Source organism: Fodinicola acaciae (assembly GCF_010993745.1).
Taxonomy (GTDB): domain Bacteria; phylum Actinomycetota; class Actinomycetes; order Mycobacteriales; family HKI-0501; genus Fodinicola; species Fodinicola acaciae.
Map to the genome: position 1 here is coordinate 1,041,549 of NZ_WOTN01000001.1, position 17,274 is coordinate 1,058,822.

17 protein-coding genes and 1 pseudogene are annotated in these 17,274 nt (G+C 67.9%); 7 read left to right on the top strand and 11 right to left on the bottom strand.

Annotated features, from left to right (window positions below; all coding sequences use genetic code 11):
* Positions 1-51 precede the first annotated feature (51 nt).
* Positions 52-318 carry a type II toxin-antitoxin system Phd/YefM family antitoxin gene (locus GNX95_RS04805; RefSeq protein WP_163505926.1) on the top strand — a complete coding sequence of 89 codons (267 nt, stop codon included), beginning with the start codon at positions 52-54 and terminating at the stop codon, positions 316-318.
* On the opposite strand, the gene GNX95_RS04810 is transcribed toward GNX95_RS04805, so the two are convergent.
* Positions 315-1,757: a tetratricopeptide repeat protein gene (locus tag GNX95_RS04810; protein WP_163505927.1), complete on the bottom strand. Its 1,443-nt coding sequence runs from the start codon at positions 1,755-1,757 to the stop codon at positions 315-317. The two genes, GNX95_RS04805 and GNX95_RS04810, sit on opposite strands and share 4 nt — an antisense overlap.
* Entirely contained in the window at positions 1,757-4,327 is a 2,571-nt protein-coding gene (locus GNX95_RS04815) for a LuxR family transcriptional regulator (RefSeq protein ID WP_163505928.1), read from the bottom strand. Before GNX95_RS04815 ends, GNX95_RS04810 begins: the two co-directional genes overlap by 1 nt.
* A gap of 101 nt (positions 4,328-4,428) precedes the next feature.
* Between GNX95_RS04815 and GNX95_RS04820 the strand changes: the two genes are divergently transcribed.
* On the top strand, positions 4,429-5,208 hold the full coding sequence (locus GNX95_RS04820) for an SDR family NAD(P)-dependent oxidoreductase (RefSeq protein WP_163505929.1): 780 nt from the start codon (positions 4,429-4,431) through the stop codon (positions 5,206-5,208).
* Complete coding sequence (locus GNX95_RS04825; RefSeq protein ID WP_163505930.1) at positions 5,205-5,993, top strand: SGNH/GDSL hydrolase family protein; 789 nt, start codon at positions 5,205-5,207, stop codon at positions 5,991-5,993. Before GNX95_RS04820 ends, GNX95_RS04825 begins: the two co-directional genes overlap by 4 nt.
* On the opposite strand, the pseudogene GNX95_RS04830 reads toward GNX95_RS04825, so the two are convergent.
* Positions 5,968-6,837, bottom strand: a pseudogene (locus tag GNX95_RS04830) (alpha/beta hydrolase); the annotation flags it as partial. The gene GNX95_RS04825 and the pseudogene GNX95_RS04830 sit on opposite strands and share 26 nt — an antisense overlap.
* Before the next feature lie 321 nt (positions 6,838-7,158).
* Here GNX95_RS04830 and GNX95_RS04835 point away from each other — a divergent pair.
* Together GNX95_RS04835 and GNX95_RS04840 are read left to right on the top strand one after the other, a co-directional pair.
* Positions 7,159-7,638 (top strand): hypothetical protein, encoded by a 480-nt coding sequence (locus GNX95_RS04835; protein WP_163505932.1) that lies wholly within the window; start codon positions 7,159-7,161, stop codon positions 7,636-7,638.
* Positions 7,639-7,656: 18 nt separating this feature from the next.
* Positions 7,657-8,859 carry a serine hydrolase domain-containing protein gene (locus GNX95_RS04840; RefSeq protein ID WP_222853396.1) on the top strand — a complete coding sequence of 401 codons (1,203 nt, stop codon included), beginning with the start codon at positions 7,657-7,659 and terminating at the stop codon, positions 8,857-8,859.
* A gap of 217 nt (positions 8,860-9,076) precedes the next feature.
* Here the strand turns inward: GNX95_RS04840 and GNX95_RS04845 are convergent, their stop codons facing one another.
* The 6 genes from GNX95_RS04845 to GNX95_RS04870 all read right to left on the bottom strand — a co-directional run bounded on the left by GNX95_RS04845 (position 9,077) and on the right by GNX95_RS04870 (position 14,028).
* Positions 9,077-9,769: an HNH endonuclease signature motif containing protein gene (locus GNX95_RS04845; protein WP_222853397.1), complete on the bottom strand. Its 693-nt coding sequence runs from the start codon at positions 9,767-9,769 to the stop codon at positions 9,077-9,079.
* A complete protein-coding gene (locus GNX95_RS04850) occupies positions 9,673-10,056 on the bottom strand; it encodes a DUF222 domain-containing protein (protein WP_246281511.1) in 384 nt (127 codons plus the stop codon). The genes GNX95_RS04845 and GNX95_RS04850 overlap by 97 nt, the downstream gene beginning before the upstream one ends.
* The gene (locus GNX95_RS04855; RefSeq protein WP_163505933.1) at positions 10,040-10,423 is read right to left on the bottom strand and encodes a hypothetical protein; all 384 of its coding nucleotides are present in this window, start codon (positions 10,421-10,423) and stop codon (positions 10,040-10,042) included. The genes GNX95_RS04850 and GNX95_RS04855 overlap by 17 nt, the downstream gene beginning before the upstream one ends.
* Before the next feature lie 3 nt (positions 10,424-10,426).
* Entirely contained in the window at positions 10,427-11,323 is an 897-nt protein-coding gene (locus GNX95_RS04860; protein ID WP_163505934.1) for a phosphotransferase, read from the bottom strand.
* Between the two features lie 111 nt (positions 11,324-11,434).
* Positions 11,435-12,652, bottom strand: a complete 1,218-nt coding sequence (locus GNX95_RS04865; protein WP_163505935.1) for a pyridoxal phosphate-dependent aminotransferase — start codon at positions 12,650-12,652, stop codon at positions 11,435-11,437.
* Positions 12,649-14,028, bottom strand: a complete 1,380-nt coding sequence (locus GNX95_RS04870; RefSeq protein WP_163505936.1) for an amino acid permease — start codon at positions 14,026-14,028, stop codon at positions 12,649-12,651. Before GNX95_RS04870 ends, GNX95_RS04865 begins: the two co-directional genes overlap by 4 nt.
* Before the next feature lie 82 nt (positions 14,029-14,110).
* On the opposite strand from GNX95_RS04870, the gene GNX95_RS04875 reads away from it, so the two are divergent.
* Complete coding sequence (locus GNX95_RS04875; RefSeq protein ID WP_163505937.1) at positions 14,111-14,974, top strand: MurR/RpiR family transcriptional regulator; 864 nt, start codon at positions 14,111-14,113, stop codon at positions 14,972-14,974.
* Here the strand turns inward: GNX95_RS04875 and GNX95_RS04880 are convergent.
* Both GNX95_RS04880 and GNX95_RS04885 read right to left on the bottom strand, forming a co-directional pair.
* Positions 14,966-15,802, bottom strand: coding sequence for an N-acetylmuramoyl-L-alanine amidase family protein (locus tag GNX95_RS04880; protein ID WP_163505938.1), 837 nt, complete (start codon positions 15,800-15,802; stop codon positions 14,966-14,968). The two genes, GNX95_RS04875 and GNX95_RS04880, sit on opposite strands and share 9 nt — an antisense overlap.
* 20 nt (positions 15,803-15,822) lie before the next feature.
* Complete coding sequence (locus GNX95_RS04885; RefSeq protein ID WP_163505939.1) at positions 15,823-16,671, bottom strand: sigma-70 family RNA polymerase sigma factor; 849 nt, start codon at positions 16,669-16,671, stop codon at positions 15,823-15,825.
* A gap of 82 nt (positions 16,672-16,753) precedes the next feature.
* On the opposite strand from GNX95_RS04885, the gene GNX95_RS04890 reads away from it, so the two are divergent.
* Complete coding sequence (locus GNX95_RS04890) at positions 16,754-17,203, top strand: carboxymuconolactone decarboxylase family protein (RefSeq protein ID WP_163505940.1); 450 nt, start codon at positions 16,754-16,756, stop codon at positions 17,201-17,203.
* The last annotated feature ends 71 nt before the right edge of the window (positions 17,204-17,274 follow it).

Sequence of the window (17,274 nt, forward strand, 5' to 3'; positions counted from 1 at the left end):
CCTCAGTTCTGTACAGATTGTACGTCCCGTGCAGAACGATAGGATAGGGTCATGGCTCACGAAGTGCCGGTCACCCAAGCCAGAGCGGAGTTCGCCGACCTGGTCAACCGTGTCGTGTACGGCGGCGAGCGCGTGGTGGTGACCCGGCACGGCAAGCCACTGGCCGCGCTGGTGTCGGCCGCGGATCTGGCGCGGCTGGAGGAGCTCGACCGGCAAGGCGACGGTCAGGTCGTACGCCTCGCCGGCGAGCAACGAGAGCAGGCGCCGGTTCGTCGCCATGACATCGCGGCCAAACATCGGCCGCCGGGCTTCCGCTAGCGGCGGATCCGCGCGACCAGACGGACCAGCAGCCAGGCGATCTGCGCGGGGATGGCGAAAAGGACCAACACAAACGGCGCCACCGCGAGGTTTTCCAGCAATGGTCGCGCTGGTTCCGGCAGCACGATCATCGAAACGGCGAACAGCAGGTTGGCCAACACGGCCAGCGCGACGAACGGCACCGGCATCGGAAACCGGTTCCACAGCAGGCCGACCGGCCGAGCCGGACGGCGCATGATCCAGCGGTAATAGAAGCCGAAGCCGACCAGCGCCAGCGCGCCAAGAACCGCACGCACGGCCCAGTCGTCGACGGCGATCGCGGCAAACCACAGCACGAAGCCGAAAAGACAGCTCAGCCGGAACAGCCGGAACAACACAAACTTGCCCCAGCCGCCGGTGGCCGCCGGCGACTCCAGGTCGAAGACCACGTTGTCGGGTCTGCGCCGGTCGACCACGGCGATCGCGATCGCGGTCGCCGGCAGCGCGATCAGGATTGCCAGTAACAGCGGCAAAATCGCCGGACCCGGCGGCACGAGTGGAGCGGCGATGCCGACGCCGATGCCGGTGACGAGCACGATGGCCGTGCAGATGGCACGCGCGAGAAACGGCGGATCCGTGCGCATCCAGCTGATCGCCACCGGCCGGATCGCCGGCGGGAACGCGCGTACGGTCCGATAGGACCAATACGCGTTGCCGGCGACGACCGCCGCCGCAACCACCCACATGACCGGGAAAACCGTGAAGAGCAACAGAAACATCGTGCACGCGCCGACCAGCCACGCTCGGGACGCGAGCTGGACGAGCACCCTGCGCACGTGCGTGGCGCCGTCGACCGTGCCAGGTGAGGTCGCCGCGGCCGCCGTGTAAATACGTGCGGCGTCGCTGAGCCGGCCGGTGTTTTCCGCGATGCGGCCCAGATTCACCGCGGCGGTGACATTCTGCGGGTCCAACGCCAAAGCGCGTCGATAGTTGCGTCTGGCGGCGTGGTTCATCCCCAGCGCCTGCTGCAGCACACCTCTGGTGACATGTGTGTCCGGCTCGTACGGCGCCAGGCGTACGGCCTGCCGCGCGGCCGCCAGCGCCGCCGGACGTCGCCACGGCAAGCCAAAAAGCGCGACCGCGAGCACCGTGTAGGAGGCCCAGCTTTCCGGTGCCAGCCGCGCGGCGGCGCGAGCGGCGGCGATCGCTTCCTCCGGCCGTTCCGATCGGGTCAGGGCGACCGCGCGCAGCCGTACGGCCCATTCGTCCTGCGGATCCGCCGCGCAGGCACGGGAGGCGGCATCCAGCATCGCCGGCACGTCGTCGTTTTCGCCGTGACAATAGGCAAGCAGGCACAGCGCCGGCACGTGATCCGGCTCCACGGCGAGAAAGTCGCCGAGCATGGTGGTCGCTTCGGTGTGGCGGCCGAGATCCGCGAGCGCCTGCGCGCGATCCAACATCAGAAAGTCCTGCCTGCCAGCTCGATGCGCGAGGAGATGCCGAGCTTGTGGAACACCTTGCGCAGGTGATAGTCGACCGTACGAGTGCTGAGAAACAGCTGCGCGGCGATCTCGCGGTTGGTGCCGCCTTCGGCGACCGCGGCGGCGATCCGCAGCTCCTGAGCGGTCAACGTCGACAGCGCGTCTGGCGTGCCGTCGATCGCGGTTTCGCCGGCCGCGCGCAGCTCGTCGCGCGCACGCGCGGCCCAGGCGGTGGCACCCAGCTGCGTGAAAGAGTCGTACGCGGCGCGCAACTCCGCGCGAGCGTCGGTCTTTCGCCTCGCACGGCGCAAAAACTCGCCGTAAAGCAGACGCGTGCGGGCCAGGTCGAACGGCGAGTCGGTCGGCATGTCCACCGCACGTCGGAAATCCGGCTCCGAGCCGGCCAGCCCGCGACAACGCGCCGCCAGCGCGAGCACGGCGGGAGAACCGGTCGCCTCGGCCCACCTGACAAACCGCGCCAGCGGTTCGGCGACCAGCTCCGGCCGGTCGATCCGATACGCCGCCTCCACCAGGTCGGGCACGTTTTGGTGCAACAGTCCCGGATGCTCGGCCGGCTGGAAGTGACCGATGGCCGCCTCGGCGCGGCCGGTGGCCAGCTCCAGCAGGCCGAGCGCGCGATGTGCCTGGCCGGTCACCGCGGCCAGCTGCCGGCCGACCGTCTCGGCCAGCACGCTCTCGGCCAGCTCGCGTGCCTCGGTCTCCCGGCCGCGCAGTCCGGCCAGCGTCGCCTGCATCGCGCGAAACCAGTGGCCAAGGTTCGGCTGGCCGGTTTCGGTGGCGTGCCGGCGGCCTTCGTCGGCGTGCGCCTCGGCGGCGCGGAACCGGCCGGTGGCCATCTCGTCTGCGACCACCGACTGCAGGACCCAGGCCAGCGTCCCGATGGCGCCGACCGCGTACGCGCGTTGCATCGCACGCTTGCGCAGCCACCGGCCGCGCTCGATGTCGCCGATGCCGTAAAGCATGCCGCCGGACCAGCAAAGCTCCACCGGATCGGTCAGCTGGTCCAGGATTTCCTTGTCGCCGTCGGAAATCCCGGCCGGCGCACCACGGCGTACGCGGCTGACCGCGCGTGCGAGCCGCAGCAACGCCTGGTCAGGCGCGTCCATCTGGATGCGCTCGAGTGTGTCACCGACGAGCGTCCAGGCCTCGGCGTCGGCGGAGTGATAGCTGGCCTCGCCGAAAAGGATCAGCAGCTCGATCGCTGAGTTTCCCCGCAGAGCTTCGGAAATCACCGGTCGCAGCAGTCGCAGTGCGTCCGGCGGGCTGCCGGCGCGCAGCTCGATGAGAGCGCGTAACGACCGGTCGGTGTGACCGTGCCGCTCGGCCAGGTCGAGCTGCCGGATCGCGCGTACGGCGTCGCCGGCCTGCCAGGACGCGGCCGCCGCGGCACCGAGCCGGCGTGCGCGGTCGGCTCCGCCAGGTGTCAGCTCGGCGGCGCGCGCGAGCGCCGACGCCGCGACGGCTGGACCGGCACGGCGGGTCGCCCGCTCGGCGGCACGTTCCAGCTCGGCGGCGACCGCCTCGTCCGGACCGTCGGCGGCGTGTCCGAGATGCCAGGCACGCCGGTCCTCGTCAGCGGTCAGCGCGTCGGCCAGCGCGCGGTGAGCGGCGCGGCGCTCGGCCAGTGTCGCGCCGTGATAGACCGCCGACCGGACCAGCGGATGCCGGAACGCGACGACAGATCCGTCCGTACGCAGCAGGTCGCTGACATCGTCCAATGGCCTGCCGGCGGCCCGGCGTAGCACTGCCGGATCGCCCGTGCCGTCCGCCGCGACCAACAACAGCAGCTCGGCGTCGTACGAGCCGAGCCGCTCCAGAAACGCGTCCTGCAAGCGATCGACGAGCGGCAGCGGCTCACCGGTCGCGTCGTCAGGCGGCGACAACTCGCGCAGGGCGAGCGGATTGCCGGCAGCCGTACGCAGCAGCAGGTCGTCGTCGGGCTGGCCACGCTCCCGGAGCAGTGCCACCGCGGACGTACGGTCGAGGCCGGTCAACGGCAGCTCCGGCAGTCCGGCGAACGGCGACCGCAGCTGGTCGTCGGATCGCGTGGCAACCACGAGCGCGATCGGCTCCGCGTCGAGCCGGCGAGCGATGAAGGCGAGCGCGTCCAGTGACGGCTGGTCGACCCAGTGGGCGTCATCGACCAGGCAGAGGATCGGCTGCGTTTGTGCCGCGTCGGACAGCAGCGTGAGCATCGCGAGTGCGACCAGGAAGCGGTCCGGCGCTGGTCCGCGCGATCGTCCGAGGACGGCGTTCATTGCGTCGGCCTGCGCCGGCGGCAGGTCGTCGACACGGTCGAGGATCGGCCGCAGCAGCCGGTGCGCGGCGGCGTGACCGAGCTCGCGCTCGGGCTCGACGCCGGCCGTACGCAACACGCGCGGCCCGGATGTGGCCGTTGCCTCATCCAGCAGAGCTGTCTTGCCGATGCCCGGCTCGCCGCGAAGCACGAGCGTGCCACCGGCACCATCGCGGGCCCGCGCGATGAGGTCACGGATCGCCGCCATTTCCTTGGCCCGTCCGTGAAGCACAACAAGAGCCTAGCGATGACTGGCAACTTTGCCGATTCCCCGGCCGGCGATCCGCCATAGCGTCTGTGACCAGCAGCGATACCACTTGCAGAGGAGTCGAGATGTCCCGTTTGTTTGACCAGAAGGTGGCACTGGTGACCGGCGCCAGCCGCGGAATCGGCGCCGCGACGGCATACGCGTTCGCCGAGGCCGGCGCGAAAGTGGTGCTGGCCTCCCGTGACGAGGAGGCACTGCAGAAGGTCGCCGCGCGGATCGCCGAGCATGGCGGCAGCGCGATCGTCGTAGCGACCGACGTGCGGCATCCGGAGGCGGTGAGCCGGCTCGTCGAGCAGGCGCTCGGCGCGTACGGCCGGCTCGACGCGGCGGTCAACAACGCCGCCGGCGGCACGCACCGGCCGACACCACTCGCCGACATTCCGGCCGCCGACTTCGACGACGAGCTGGCAGTCAGCCTGCGCGGCGTGTTTTTGGCGATGAAATACGAAATTCCGGCGATGCTGGGGTCAGGCGGCGGCGCGATCGTCAACATGTCCTCCACTGCCGCGGAGTGGCCGGTCAGCGGCCTGGCCGGATATGTCGCCAGCAAGGCCGCGATCAACGGCCTGACGCGTACGGCGGCGCTGGACTACGCGGCGGCCGGTGTACGCATCAACGCGCTCATGCCTGGTCCGATTCACACCGAAAACCTCGACAGGGCCGGGCCACAGGCGCGCGAACACGTGGCCAACGGCCTGCCGGTCAGGCGGCTCGGCACACCGGCGGAGGTCGGTGTGGCGGCGGTCTGGCTGTGCGGACCGGCCGCGGGTTTCGTCACCGGCACGTGCCTCGCGATCGACGGCGGCCTCCTGGCCGGCATGCCGTCCTTCGGAAAGGGGAAATGACGATGTGGCTGCAATACACGCATCTGGAGAAGCTGTATGGCTATCTGCCCGGCATGACCGACGCGCTGCCGGCGATTTTCGGCCTGACGGCGGAAGAATACGCGGCCGAACGGGCGAAGTTCGACGCGAACGCGGCCGGCGCGGCGGCGGAGTTGTTGGCGGACCCGGATTTCGCCAAGTTGGTCGACACGTTGCCGTTTCGCGACGGCGAGACCGTGGTGGCGGTCGGCGACAGCATCACCGACGATCTGCAGTCGTGGGCCGAAATCCTGCGGCACCTGCTCCGGCTCCGGCAGCGCCAAATCAAGATCGTCAACGGTGGCCTGTCGGCACACACCACGACGATGATCCTGCGCCGCTGGCCGGCCACCGTCGCGGCCACCAAGCCGGACTGGGTCCTGTGCGCGCTCGGCGGCAACGACGTGACGCGTATCGGTGCCGACCCGCAGGTCGACCTCGCCGACAGCATCGCCAATCTGCGCCGGATGCGAGCCATGGCAACGACATCACGATGGCTGTGGATGACGCCGGTGCCGGTACGCGAGGAGCGCGTCGCGCAGTATCCGCCGTTCCGCTTCGGCGGGTCGAGTTGGCGTAACACGGACATCCAGGCGTTCGCCGAGGCGATGCGCGACCTCGACGGACCGCTGGTCGACCTGGTCGCGGCCATCGGAGTGCCGGCCGACCCGGATCTGCAGGGCGAGGACGGCGTACACGTGACGCTGGCCGGTCAGGCCGCCATCGCGCGAGCCGTGGTGACTACGCTTTCTTCAACCGAGCGATGATCCCGTCGAGGTCGATGGTGAACATGTCCGGCCGGAAGACGTGACCGCCAGGCCGTTCGTGTGCCTCGTACGCGATGCCCGCGCCGTCCAGTGCGGCGCGGAACTCGCGCTGTCCGGCCAAAACCTGTGTCTCGTTGGCCTGGTCGAACCAGTTGACCGGGTCGGGACTGGTGCCGGCGACCAGAAAGATCCGCTTGCCGCGATAGCTCTCCAGCCGCTGCATCGGATTGTCGGCACTGACGCGTGCCTCGTCCCAGAGCGGCGCGCCGTACACCGTGCCGCCGGCCAGGTCCAGCGCAGCCGAGGAAACGTTGGCCCAGTGCACCACCAGGCCGCTGTCGCGGCGCAGGCTGGCCGGTCCGGAATGCGCGCTCACCGACGCGAAATGACCGTAGTACTTGGCGGTGTATTTCAGCGCGCCGAAGCCGCCCATGGAAAATCCGGCCACCGCGCGACCGTCGTATTCGGCGTAGGTCCGGAAATTGGCGTCGATCCAGGGGACCAGCTGCTCGAGGTGGAAGGTCTCCCAGTTACGCGGACCGGTGTTGGAGCTGACCGGGTTGGAATACCAGCCGGCGTGGCCGCCGTCCGGCATCACCACGATGATCGGCCGGCCGGCGGTCAGGTCGCGGATGCCGAGCCGGTCGAAGGTGATGAAATCCTGGTCGGTGCCACCACCGTGCAGCAGATAGAGCACCGGATAGCGGCGGCCGCTGGTGCGGTAATCCTCCGGCAGCAGCACATTCACGCCGGGGTTCCAACCGATCGCGTTGGTGGCAAACCGGTAATACCACATCCGCGCGTCGTTCTCGTTGTGGTCGACGATGTGCAGTCCGAAGCCGTCGCCGGCCGCACTCGCCGGTGAAGCCGTCGCGGCGAGCGCGCCGCCGGCCAGGGTCAGCGCGGCGGCGGACTGCAGAAGCTTGCGACGGCTCAAACTCACGGCGACCTCCATTGTCGGGTTTCGTCGCGAATCCTGATCTGTCCGTCGGTTTATCGCAATACCGTACACTGGCGCAGATAGGACATTACGCATTTCCGCCATCTCGAACTGGCCTGGTCCAGTCGCGTCTATACTTTGGATGCGGCTGCCGGTGCGTACACCGGGCAGGTCACCAGATGCAGCCTCGAATCGATCGCCCGCTCGAGTTTCGAGGAGTCCCCTGTGTTGAAGCGAAGGATGCTGCGTACCGTCATCGTGGTCGGCCTGGTGATCGCCACGCTGCTCGGATCGGCTTCGGTGGCGAGTGCATCGCCGACCTCGTTTTCGGCGAGAGCCGTCCACGGCGGCGGCAGCGGTGCCATCGGCGTCGCGCTCACCGGCGCTCTGTCCTGGTCGAACCGTTCGGTGGCGCTCACGTCGGTGCGGCTCTACACCGGCTCGTACGAGCAGGCCTACGTGCAGATCTTTCCGTGGAACGGAAACACGCCGGTCACCAGTGTCTATCTGCCGTCGTCCGGCGGTCTCTACAAGAACGACGCCGTCGCCGGCTGGTGGAACCTTTACACCATCCCGGTCGACGGCAGCGACTATTACGGCGGCATCACCGAAATCGAGATCCGGGTCGGTGACTACCAGCACCGGATCGTCGGAGTCGCCGTGTGCAAGCGCGCCGCGTCGTCCTGCACCAGCTATCAGGAGTGACGAGGCTAGGCTCGCGGCATGACCGGACTGTCGAAGGCACGGCTGGCACGCTTGGACCAGGTCATGGCCGGCCACGTCGAAAGCGGCTATCTCGCCGGCGCCGTGGCGCTGGTCAGCCGCGGCAGTGACGAGCACGTTCACGTGAGTGGTGCGAAAAAGCTCGGCGGTGACGAGCCGATGCGGCGTGACACGATCTTCCGGATCGCCTCGCTCACCAAGCTCGTCACTGCGGTCGCCACCATGATGCTGGTGGAGCAATGCCAACTGAGGCTGGACGATCCGGTCGACAACTGGCTGCCGGAGCTGGCCGGCCGGCGCGTCCTGCGCGCGCCGGACGGCCCGGTCGAGGACACCGTGCCGGCGGCTCGGCCGATCACCGTACGCGATCTGTTGACCTTCCAGTGTGGTTATGGCCAGGCTTTCGGCATGGACCCGTCGACGCCGATCCAGCGCGCCATCGCGGACCTGGAGATCGCCGGTTTCGGTCCGCCGAAAGAACAGAAGCAGTATGCACCGGACGAGTGGCTGAGCCGGCTCGGCACCTTGCCGCTGATGCACCAGCCAGGAGAGGGCTGGCTCTACAATCTCGGGTCGTACATACTGTCGGCGCTCGTTCCGCGGGTGGTGTCACAGCCGTTCGACGTGTTTTTGCGTGAGCGCGTCTTCGAGCCGCTCGGCATGCCGGACACGTCGTTCTTCGTGCCGGACGACAAACTGGACCGGCTGGCATACGCGTATCTGGGGGAGGAGGATGGCGGCCTGCGGCCGCACGACGGCATTGAGGACAGCCTTTTCCGCGCTCCACCGGTCTTTCCTGACGGCGGTGGCGGCCTGGTGTCCACAGTGGACGACCTCCACCAGCTCGGCCGGCTGTTGCTCGGTTTCGGCCGGGTCGGTGACCGGCGGCTGCTCGCGCGGCCGACGGTCGAGCTGATGGTGACCGACCACCAGAGCGCCGCGATGAAGCCGCGGATCGACTTCTTTCCTGGCTATTTCGACAGTCACGGCTGGGGCCTGGGGTTGGCGGTCACCACCGCGCGCCGCGACCTGGCCGGCACGCCTGGCCGGTTTGGCTGGGACGGCGGCCACGGCACCTCGCTGTGGGTCGACCCGGCCGAAGACCTGATCGGCATTCTGCTGACACAGCGGGCCGGTTTCCCGCCGGCTATGGCGTCGTACAACGACTTCTGGACCGGTGCCTACCAAGCCATCGACGACTAGCCGACCGATGCCAACGTGTCGGTTAGTGGTGGTAGGCGATGAGCGGTCGCATTCGAACAGATTGATGAAGTGCCTTGCGTTCGTCGATTGTGGGGTGGATTCACCACCGCTTGGAATAGATATCTAGCTCCGCCTTTCAGGCATGTGTCATCGACCGCGAGGTGAGTCTCGAGGTTGGTGCTCGTCCTGTTGTTGGTTGGTGGTCCACCTGTTCGGTTTATCCGTACAGGTGGTAGGTATTTCGGAGCGGCTTTTGTTCACCGTCCACTTCGACTGGTGGTGTGAACTCGGGGTGGCCGTTGTTCATGCGTACGGTCCAGTCGGTGTGGTGGATTTCGCGGTGATGCTTGTCGCACAGCAGCACGCAATTGTCTAGGCACGTGGTGCCACCATCGACCCACGACAGGATGTGGTGCGCTCGCGTGTGCCGCACCGGCCTCGTGCAGCCTGGCCTCGCGCAGCCTTTGTCTCGCGCGATCAACGCTTTGCGCAGCTCTGGACCGGCCAATCGCTCACTGCGACCGACATCTAGCGGTACGCCTTCGGAGTTGAGGACGACCGGAATAATGTCCGCATCGCAGGCCAGCCGGCGCGCCGTTTCCGGCGTGATGGTCAATCCTTCGTACGCGCGTGCCACGCCGAGGCAGTCGCGGAGCATGTCCCAGGAGATCGTCACGGTCAGGTGCGGCCGTTCGGCGCCTTGGATTGGCAGCTTCGCCGAATCCACCACGTTGAGAATGTCGGCCAGCGCGTCACCGTTGCGTTCGGCCGCCGACCGGGGGTCTGGTGTGCCGTTGTCGGTCTCGGGTTTGGTCAGTGGGGAGAGGATTTCCTGCAACAAGCAACCGGTTTTGGCGTCCAGGATGCCGCGTAGCGTGAGTCGTCCGTCGCGGCCGGTGTGCAGGTGCAACTCGCGCCGCGGCCGCGCGTCGTCTTGTCCGACGGCGCCGCGCCGTCGGGGTCCAGGTAGGCGTGCAGCCTGGTGCCGAGCCGGTAGAGCCGACCGGCGTCCATGTGCTTGGCACCATCGACCATCGCCGCCTCGGCCTCACGCCGCTGCTGGAAATCCACGTGCGCCGGCAGTTTGGTGATGACGGTACGGATCGCGTCCAACTGAGAATCGGCGAGCTCACCACGACACATCGCCTCGGCGGCGATGTCCAGCTTCGGCGCCAACATCTCACCGGTCAACGCCATGCTGGGACAGAACGTACGCGCGCGTTGAACGCGGCGGCGAGCCTCGGTCGCGGGAAAGCAGCAACTGGTCTTCCAGCAACTGCTGGACGGTTTTGGCGTGCAGGTCCTTGTACGCCTCTTTGTCCTCGATCGCCTTCACAATATTCAACACACGCGCCGCCGACGCGCGATACTCACGCTCGGCGTCGCGCAGCATCGCCGCGAGCACCTTCTCATCTCCCACCGGCCACGGATCACCGGCTGGCGCGGTGGTCGCGGAAGGAGTGGTCCTGCCTCCGATAATACCGGCCACACCGACGAAACCACGCCACCAAACACATTTCTCGATGTTGATTTTTTCGCTGTCAGAAAGGAATCTCGGGGCCACACGTCAAATACCACTAAGAACACGATCAAGTGCCGCTCGACCTGCGGGCCCCCAATGAGACTTGCCGCCGGGAAGCCCCCGATCTCCGTTCTGTCCCATGAGCATCAGGAAAAGGCTCTTCATCGCGGCCAGCCCCCTGGCTCGCCGGATCGCCGCTTCGTCCGCACGCGCGTACGTGTCGAAGAATCGTGCGGCAGCGCCTGCCGGTAGCAGCACCCATGCGGAAGCGAGGTCCCACGCTGGATCGCCGGCGGACAGATCACCGAAGTCGAGGATGCCTGAAAGCGTTCCGTCCGAGACAACGACGTTCGCGGGATGGAGGTCGCCATGCACCCACACCGGCGGGCCTTTCCAATCGTCGGCCGCAACGGCGTCATCCCAGACGGCCCGGACGTCGGCAACGATGTCGTCGGGGGTGACGGCCTGGAAGAAGCTTTCGAAGCCGTCTGTGCAGTTGCGGGGATGCGCACCGCGGTCGGTCGCGATCGGCGCTTCGACAGGCGCCTCAACATGGAGCGCCTGGAGAAAACCCGCCAGCGTGTCGGCGGCGTGGACGCTGCGGCTGATCGAGCTGTGGTCAAGCGGCTTGCCGGGGACCCAGGTCATCACGGTCCAGTGCTTGGGGAAGCGTTCGGACGGCTCGCCGAACCGCACCGGAGTTGGCACCGGAAGCGGCAGGAGCGGCGCCAGCACGGGTAGCCATCGGCGTTCCTTGAGCTGGAACTCCGGCGTGCGGGCCATGCGCTGCATTCGCACGGCCAACTCGTCCCCGAGACGCCACATCTGATTGCTCCAGCCGCCAGTCACCTCGCGGATGGTCAGCCCCGCGAGGTCTGGATGTTGCTCCTGCAGCAGCGCGCGGACCAGGTCAGCGGTGACCTCGACCCCGGGATCTGTCATACGATGCCACCATACCGAGCCGGCAGGCGGGCCAGCGATGGCATCCGTGTCACTGCCACAAGCGGCAACTGATTCGCGTGCGCGGATCTGAAATACGACGGAATTCGATTGTTAACAGCGCAAGGCGGCGAGTCCGTTGTCGATGGTTTCGAGCGCCTCGGAAATCCACGGCTCGGCGATCGGATTGGCGCTCGCCAACGCACTCCAACGCTCCTCAGCCGTACGTCCATAGAGCAGGCTGGTGGCGACGCGACATCGCAGCGCGGCCGGATCGTCGCCGAACGCGGAGCCGGCGAGTACGCCGATTCCGTGCCGCTCAAGCAAAACCTCGGCCAGCTCGGCTCCACTGTGGATGGTCGGCAGCGATCCGAAATCCGGATAGAGATAGAAGCCGGCCGTCGGACGGCGGCCGGTGGCGCCGGCCGCGACGAAACGCTCGTACACCGCCTGGCTCACCAGTCCGTGCAGCCGCCGAGCCGCCGCCACGTGCGCGACCAACTCCGGCGGCTCGGCGAGGACGCACTCGGCGACCGCCTGCATCGGCGTCGGCATGCACGACCAGACCTCGCTGGCCAGGCCGATCAGCGGCGCGAGCAGTTTGTCGTTTGGCAGCCTGGTGAATCCGATCCGATAGCCGCCGAGCGCCGCCTGCTTGCTCAGCCCGGTGGTCACGATGACGTGATCCGGTGCGATCTCGCCGGGACCGCGCAGCCCCGCCGGCTCGTACGTGAGATCGCGGTAGATTTCGTCGGAAATAACCAGCAAACTCTCCGCGCGAGCCAGTTCGCAGACCTCCCGGACCAGATCCGGCGACGCGTACGTGCCGGTCGGGTTGTCCGGCACGGTGACCACCAGCACGCGCGGATCCAGGCCGCGCCGGCGCGCCTCGGCCAGCGCGCCCGGCAGCCGCTGCGGATCCGGCACGCCGCCGGCCTCGGCCGGGATCGGGACGCCGATGACCTGGTGGCCGGTCAGCGCGACCTGTGCGGCGTAGCTGACCCAGCTCGGCACCGGCAGCACGACGTCACCGCCGATCGCCGATATCAGGCCAAAAAGCAGTGCCTTGCTGCCTGGCGCGAAGACAACCTGGTCGGCTGTGGTGGGCATGCCACGGCGCTGGAAATAGCCGGCGGCGGCCGTACGAGCCGTGAGCGAGCCGGCGACCGGCGCGTACGAGGACAGGCCGGCGGCGTCCGCCAGCACCTTCTCGATCATCGGTGGCACCGGCAGGCCGGCCTCGCCGAAGCCGAGGTTGACGATGCGCTCGCCGGCCGCCTGCCGCGCCGCGATCCGCTCGTTGATCGCCAATGTCGCCGAATGCGCGATCATTTCGCTCCTTTACGTCGAGCCTGGACGATCAGGCCGGCCGCCACCGCGACCGCGGTGACCGCGCAGGTCAACAACAGCTTGTCACGCTTGTCCGGCGCGACCGCCATGCCGAGCAGGACGATCGTCAGGGCCGCGACGACAAACCAGGAAAGATAAGGAAAACCCCACATGCGTACGGTCAGCGACTCGCCGGCGGCCTCGGCGCGGCGGCGGCCGCGGATCTGCGTGACAGCGATGACCAGATAGATGACCACGGCCACCGAGCCGGAAGAATTGAGCAGGAAGTTGAAAACGACGGCGGTCGGCAGGAAATAGTTGGCCAGCACGGCCAAAAATCCGCCGACAGAGGCCGCGCACACGGCGACGTAAGGCACACCGGATCGGCTTGTACGCGCCAATGCCTTCGACCCTTCGCCTTGACGCGCCATCGCGAACAGCATTCGCGAGGACGAGTAGATGCCGGAGTTGAGGCAGGAAAGGACAGCGGTCAGCACGATCAGGTCCATGATGAACGCCGCGCCGGGAATGCCGAGACGTTCCAGCACGGCGGCATACGGCGAGGCGGTGACCGCGGTCGCGTTCCACGGCAACAACATCACGACGACGAAGATCGAACCGGCGTAGAACAACAGGATCCGCCACGCGACGCTGCGCATGCTCCGCCGTACGGTCTCGGCCGGATGCACCGCCTCGCCGGCCGCGACGGTCGCCAACTCGGTGCCGAAATAGGAGAAAAACACGACGAGCGTGGTGAGCAGCAGGGGAGACCAACCGTTGGGCAGGAAGCCGCCGTGACCGGTCAGGTTGGACAGGCCGGGTGCTGGCACGCCTGGCAGCAGGCCGACGATCGCCACCAGACCGATGAGGATGAACGCGACGATCGCGGCCACCTTGATCAGCGCGAACCAGAACTCGAACCGGCCGAACGAGCGCACCTGCGCCAGGTTGACGCCGGTCAGCGCGGCCATGAACAGCAGCGCGGCGGCCCACGACGGGATGCCAGGCAACAGCTGTTGCGTGATCGCTGCGCCAGCGATCGCCTCGAAGGCGATCGTGACGCACCAGTGATACGCGTAGAGCCAGCCGACCGCGAGACCGGCCCAGTGGCCGAGCTCTCTGGTCGCGTACACGGCGAACGAGCCGGTGGCCGGCGCGGCGACGGCGAGCTCGGCGAGCATCCGCATCACCAGGATGACCAGGCCGCCGGTGACCAGATAGACCAGCAGCACACCGGGTCCGGCGGTCTTGATCGCCGTGCCGCTGCCGACGAAGAGGCCGGCGCCGATCACGCCGCCGAGCGCGATCATCGTGAGCTGCCGGGTCTGCAAACCCTGTCTGAGTGGACTGGCGGACTGTTCCTGGGTCGTGGCGACCATCGCGACCTCCGCAACTGTGGTTGCGGCATAGGATGGTTACGCAACTGTGGTTTCGTCAAGGGGTTGGTGAGAGGATCACCGGATGGCGGCACCGACGACGTACGACGAGCTGCGCAAAGCGATGACCGAGCGGCTCGGCGACTACGCACCGGGTCAGCGGCGGATCGCGCAGGCGATCCTGGACGACCCGGAAGGCACGGCGTTCCGCAGTATCGGCGAGACCGCGCAGCTCGCCGGCGTGCACTCGTCGTCGCTGGTCAGGTTTGCGGCGAGCCTCGGCCTCAGCGGCTATCCGGCGCTGGTGGAGCTGTGCCGCCGGCAGCTGGCCGACCAGGCGCAGCTCGTACGCCGCTTCGACCGCGCGGCCGAAGGTGAGCCGTCGACGCTGCTGGCGACCGCCGCCGAGCACGACCGCCAGAACATCGCTCGTACGGTCGCGCGCGTCGACAACGACGACTGGCAGGCCGCTGTCGACGCGCTGGCGCATGCACCGCACGTGCACGTCATCGGCCTGCGGAAGTGTTACGGCGTCGCGCATCTGCTGGCGTATCTGGTGCGGCTCGTACGACCCGGTGTCCGCCAGATCGCGCCGGTGTCCGGCTCGTTGGTCGACGATCTGCGTGACCTGGCGCCGGAGGACACGTTGGTGGCGATCTCGATCCACCGCTACACGGCCGACACCGTACGCGTGCTGAAGGCCGCGGCCGGCCGTGGACTGCGGACGATCGCGCTGACCGACCATCCGTCGTCGCCGCTGGCGCGGCTGGCCGACGTGACCTTCCAGGTCGAGACGAGCGGTGTCACCGTACTCCGGTCGGTCACCGCGTTCACCGTGCTGGCGCAGGCATTGGCGACGGCGGTGGCCGTGCGGCTCGGCGCCGACAGCCGCGCCGAGCTGCTGACCGACGAGCAGCTGCTGGAGGAGTTCTCGGTCTATCTAGTGTGACGGCACGCAGTGCTCGACGGCGGCGACCAGGCCGTTGGCATAGCGGTCCTTGTCGGCCGCGCTGAGACCGATCATGCCGGCGCTGTTGCCGCCGGCCTCGTTGTAGATCCACGGCACTTTCGAGAGCAGCTGGACGATCCAGATGTTGCCCGGCGCCAGCTCGCGGCTGCCGAGGTCATAGCCGACGTCGCCGCGTACGGCCACCTGATGGCCTTCGGCGAGCGTGCGCTGCTGGCCGAAGACCTGGCCATAGCGTGCGCTCGTCGCCGCGACCGCACGGTCGGTGAAGTAAATCCGCTTGCCGCGCGGCGTGGCGCGATAGGTGCCGACGGACTGGTAGTAGACCGTGTTGTTTCCTTGGTTGAAGCCGATTCCGCCGTTGCGGCCGGCCTGGTCGTGGATGCTGAGCGCCAGCGCCGCGTGCGTGTTGTTGGCGATGGCCGCGCGTTTGGCCTGGTCGATCCGGTCGGTGACCTGGTTCTTGGTCATCACGACCCGATAGCCGGAGGCCTCCAGCTTGGCCTTGACCAGGACGGCGACCGCGAACACGTCGTGCATCTCCGGCTCGTTCACGTAACCGGACACGTCCAGACCGGTGGCCGGATCGGTCGCGGTGATGGCGGGACTGTGGCCCGGGTCGATGACGATCGTCGGCGCAGGTCCAGGTGCGCCGACGTTGCTCGTACGAGGTGCCGGGCTCTGCGGTGTCGGCGACACCGTCGGCCCTGGTGCGCTGGGGGACGGGGTGGTGACTGGCTGGCCGCAGGCGGTGAGAGTGAGCAGCGCGGTGACGACGACCGCCGCCCAGCGCGGCCAGTGATGATCCATTCCGCCACTGTAACGATGGCTCAGTCCGGCTCCGGCAGGTCCACCGCCGCCAGCCTGGCCGGGTCGGTCAGGATCGAGATCTCGGTGATCAGTCCGTCGACGACCGTATAAGCGGTGATGCCGAGCGGCGACTTCTCGTCGTCCCAGGTGACCAGGCCGGGGCGGCCGTTGACGAGTGCGGTCCGCCAGAAGCCGATCGTGCCGGTGCGTACCCGCTGCGCTCCGGTCGCGACCTTGGTGGCGCCGATCACCACGTACGTGCCGTCGGCGCTCTCTGCGGTCAGCTTCACGTCAGGATGCAGGACACGCAGCAGTCCGTCGAAGTCTCCGTCGCGAGCTGCGGTCAGGAACGCCTGCACGACCGCGCGCTGCTCCGGACCGCTTGCCGGCGGCTCGGTCGCCTGCACTTTCCGCCGCGCGCGGCTCGCGAGCATCTTCGTCGCGTCGGCGGATTTGCCGAGGATCTGGCCGATGTCGTCGAACGGTACGGCGAACAGGTCGTGCAGGACGAAGGCCAGCCGCTCGGTCGGCTTCAGCGACTCGAGCACGACCAGCAGCGCCAGGCCGACCGAGTCGGCGAGCTCCGCGTCCTGCTCCGGGGCGGCGCCATCGTCGACCGTCACGACGAGCTCGCCGTACGCGGCCTCCGGACGCGCCTGCCGCGACCGCAACACGTCCAGGCTGATCCGGCCGACGACGGTCGTCAGCCAGCCGGCGAGGTTGTGGATCGTCGCGGTGTCCTGGCGGGAAAACCGCAGCCATGCCTCCTGTACGACATCCTCGGCGTCGGCGTACGAGCCGAGCATGCGATAGGCGACCGCGCGTAACCGGTCGCGCTGCGCTTCGAACACCGCCGTGCTGTCGGACATCCTGTTACCTTCCTCGGTTCCGCTCCGTCATGGGTGATGACGGGCCCGGAGGGGCTCAGGTAACCGATGAAGGAGCACACCCATGACAGCACGGCTGAAGGACGCGCCAAACCCTGACCTGTTCACGGCGGTGGGACACCTGCACAAGGCCATCCAGGCCGGCGGCGTCGACCCGCTCGTACTGGAGCTGGTGCACCTGCGCGCCAGCCAGATCAACGGCTGCAGCCCATGCGTCTTCGCCGGCGTACATTCGGCGAAACAGCACGGCGAGACGGACGAGCGGCTGCACAACGTCGTCACGTGGCGCGAGACGCCCTTTTTCACCGAAGCGGAGCGTGCCGCATTGGCGCTGACGGAGGCGGCGACGCGGATCCAGGACGGTGCGCCTGGGGTCACGGATGAGATTTGGGACGCGGTGGCGGCGCACTTTGATCAGCAGCAGTTGATGGCGATTACGTTGAACATCGCGCTGACGAATTTCTTCAATCGGATCAACCGTACGACGGGGGAGCAGGCGGGTAAGACCTGGTAGGGACAGGTGGCGCTGCGACTTCGTTGGGGCGGAGTCGCGGCGCCGGGTGTTGCGGGTCGGGGGTGGTTGGG

Excerpts from the sequence above, each read along its gene's own strand:
- GNX95_RS04805 (WP_163505926.1), top strand. The coding sequence starts at position 52 with ATGGCTCACGAAGTGCCGGTCACCCAAGCCAGAGCGGAGTTCGCCGAC.
- GNX95_RS04810 (WP_163505927.1), bottom strand. The coding sequence starts at position 1,757 with ATGTTGGATCGCGCGCAGGCGCTCGCGGATCTCGGCCGCCACACCGAA.
- GNX95_RS04820 (WP_163505929.1), top strand. The coding sequence starts at position 4,429 with ATGTCCCGTTTGTTTGACCAGAAGGTGGCACTGGTGACCGGCGCCAGC.
- GNX95_RS04825 (WP_163505930.1), top strand. The coding sequence starts at position 5,205 with ATGACGATGTGGCTGCAATACACGCATCTGGAGAAGCTGTATGGCTAT.
- GNX95_RS04840 (WP_222853396.1), top strand. The coding sequence starts at position 7,657 with ATGACCGGACTGTCGAAGGCACGGCTGGCACGCTTGGACCAGGTCATG.
- GNX95_RS04850 (WP_246281511.1), bottom strand. The coding sequence starts at position 10,056 with ATGGCGTTGACCGGTGAGATGTTGGCGCCGAAGCTGGACATCGCCGCC.
- GNX95_RS04860 (WP_163505934.1), bottom strand. The coding sequence starts at position 11,323 with ATGACAGATCCCGGGGTCGAGGTCACCGCTGACCTGGTCCGCGCGCTG.
- GNX95_RS04865 (WP_163505935.1), bottom strand. The coding sequence starts at position 12,652 with ATGATCGCGCATTCGGCGACATTGGCGATCAACGAGCGGATCGCGGCG.
- GNX95_RS04870 (WP_163505936.1), bottom strand. The coding sequence starts at position 14,028 with ATGGTCGCCACGACCCAGGAACAGTCCGCCAGTCCACTCAGACAGGGT.
- GNX95_RS04875 (WP_163505937.1), top strand. The coding sequence starts at position 14,111 with ATGGCGGCACCGACGACGTACGACGAGCTGCGCAAAGCGATGACCGAG.
- GNX95_RS04880 (WP_163505938.1), bottom strand. The coding sequence starts at position 15,802 with ATGGATCATCACTGGCCGCGCTGGGCGGCGGTCGTCGTCACCGCGCTG.
- GNX95_RS04885 (WP_163505939.1), bottom strand. The coding sequence starts at position 16,671 with ATGTCCGACAGCACGGCGGTGTTCGAAGCGCAGCGCGACCGGTTACGC.
- GNX95_RS04890 (WP_163505940.1), top strand. The coding sequence starts at position 16,754 with ATGACAGCACGGCTGAAGGACGCGCCAAACCCTGACCTGTTCACGGCG.